We start from the raw sequence: 1,853 nt of genomic DNA on the forward strand, positions 1-1,853 counted from the left end.
CATGCGTGTAGACATTCTCCGGGATCTGCATCGAGAAAGAGGAATAGATCTGATGGACAACGCTCGCTGCGAATCCGGTTAGCCCGCCATAGCGCGAGCTGGCTGAGATACTCCAAGACTGCATTGACCTAAGATCCTGTGCCGTAGTGAGCGACCTTCCAACCATCAGCATCCCGTGCGTGGAGGCCGCTCCGTGGAGGTGACGCTCGGTTCAGCCGCGACTTGAGAACAGGCGAAGCGCTAAATTGGATGACCCCGCGAGGTTCAATGGGAACCTCCACCCCAGACTTAGGATTGCGTCCTAAGCGCTTGGCCTTCTTGCGCACCCTGAAAATACCGAATGACCAGAGTTTGACGTTTTCGCCGTCTTCCAGCGCGGTGGAAATCGTCTTGAGGACCTGATCAACCAGGTCTGCGGCATCATCCATTGTGACAAAGCCCTGTTGGTACACGGCTCGGGTCAAGTCGGCGCGCGTTACGCTCTTGCCTGCCATCAGCGCACTCCGGTCAGGTTGGAAAAAGGGCTGCCGTCGCAACCAGCCCAAGTTTGGGAGGAGCGACATACTCAGAGAAGCGAAACACAAGCGGGCTGTGGTTCGTGTACGTTCTTTAGCACATGTAGTCGGCATTTAAAGTCTTTGTCCGTTATGTAATCGATTTCGTAATTTATAACATCGGCTTACTGAGTGAGCTGTCGCCTGACAGACACACCTGCAATGCGTCTCGTTACCGAAACAGCCAAATACGACGATGCAGCGATAGGTAGTCCGTGCCACTTCAGGAATTCCAACGTTGAAATAGAATCCGCACCATCCAAGAGTCAGCGCTTCGCCATTTAGGACGAGGCCACGCGCGACACGGTGTGTGCTAGATTCAGGTATCAATGATGTCAGACAGCGCTTCAGACGGTTTCGGGAATTATTGATCCGGCTTGGGTGATCTTGAAATCTGCGGCTGGTCGATCCAGTTTGGCGGGATGAAACATGTTGACATGCGCAAGCTGCCAGCAGCCGCGCAAGAGGAGCGCCGCCGGCAGGTCGTCGGACTGCGCGAGAGCGGCCTGACCTATGAGGCCATCGCGGCGCAGGTGGGCCTGACCCGGACCGGCGTCTTCGATATCTGCCGCCGCTTCGGCGAGCAGGGTTTGGCCGGATTGGCCAGTGGGCCGCGCGGCCCGGCACCCGGCACGGGTCGCTTTCTCGAGGCCGAGCAGGAAGTGCAGGTCCGCGCTCTGATCAGCCGGCACACGCCCGACGAACTGGGCCTGCCCTTCGCCCTGTGGAGCCGGGCGGCGGTGCGGGAGCTGATCGAACGGCATTGTGGCGTCCGGCTGGCAGTGCGCACGATGAGCACCTACTTGGCGCGCTGGGGTTTCACGGCCCAGAAGCCGCTCCGGCGCGCCTATGAGCAGTCGCCGAAGGTAGTGCGGCGCTGGCTGCGGCAGGACTACCCGGCCATCGTGGCGCAAGCCAGACGGGAGAAGGGCACGATCTTCTGGGGGGATGAGACCGGCCTACGCTCTGATGATGTACGCGGCCGCAGCTTCGCCCCACGCGGCCGGACGCCCGTCGTGCGCCCCAGCCACAAGCGCGCGGGACTGGGGCTGATCTCGGCTGTGACCAACAAGGGCGAGTTGCGCTGGATGGTGCTCGATGGCGCCATCAAAGCCCCGAGCCTGATCCGCTTTCTCGGGCGGCTCATCCAGGATGCCGACGGCAAGGTGTTTCTGATCTGGGACAACCTGCCGGCTCATCGGGCCCGGACGGTGCAGGACTGGTTGGCCGCGCGCACGGAGCAGATCGAGGTCTTCTCCCTGCCATCCTTTAGCCCTGAGTTGAACCCGGACGAGGGCC

2 protein-coding genes are annotated in these 1,853 nt (G+C 60.9%); one reads left to right on the forward strand and one right to left on the reverse strand.

Annotated features, from left to right (window positions below; all coding sequences use genetic code 11):
• Nucleotides 1–128: 128 nt before the first annotated feature.
• Entirely contained in the window at nt 129–494 is a 366-nt protein-coding gene (locus tag KBI52_RS01675; protein WP_210804895.1) for an integration host factor subunit alpha, read from the reverse strand.
• Nucleotides 495–991: 497 nt separating this feature from the next.
• Between KBI52_RS01675 and KBI52_RS01680 the strand changes: the two genes are divergently transcribed.
• The coding region (locus tag KBI52_RS01680) for an IS630 family transposase (protein WP_210804896.1) at nt 992–1,853 on the forward strand (862 nt) is incomplete at its 3' end.

Origin of the sequence: Microvirga sp. HBU67558 (genome assembly GCF_018069605.1) — a bacterium.
In the GTDB taxonomy this organism is placed as follows: Bacteria; Pseudomonadota; Alphaproteobacteria; order Rhizobiales; family Beijerinckiaceae; genus Microvirga; species Microvirga terrae.